The sequence below is a fragment of the Stenotrophomonas sp. SrG genome (assembly GCF_050031795.1).
Classification (GTDB): Bacteria; Pseudomonadota; Gammaproteobacteria; order Xanthomonadales; family Xanthomonadaceae; genus Stenotrophomonas; species Stenotrophomonas rhizophila_A.
Genome location: NZ_JBNBBE010000623.1, coordinates 1 through 250 on the forward strand (window position 1 = coordinate 1; position 250 = coordinate 250).

Annotated in this window: 1 protein-coding gene; it reads right to left on the minus strand. The window is 64.8% G+C overall.

All coding sequences use genetic code 11. The features are described from left to right. Window positions 1-179 (minus strand): CBS domain-containing protein (locus ACQG3P_RS21080; protein WP_426806142.1); only part of this gene is annotated, 179 nt, incomplete at its 3' end. Between the last annotated feature and the right edge of the window lie 71 nt (window positions 180-250).

Here is a 250-nt window from a genome sequence, read left to right on the forward strand (position 1 = left end):
ATCTTGCGTGCGTAATCGCGTTCGGACAGGATGCCGACCAGGCTGCGGCCGTCCATCACCAAAACCGCGCCGCTGCCCTTGTCGGCCATCAACCGGATCGCGTCGATCACCGCCGATTCCGGGCCTACCGCGAACACCTCAGGGGCCTTGCCTTCCAACAGCTGTCGTACCGTGGTCATCTCGCTGCTCTCCACCGATGGGCTGCACGCCCGAGTCTGCCACGAACGGTGCATGCCAGGTGTCACCCACG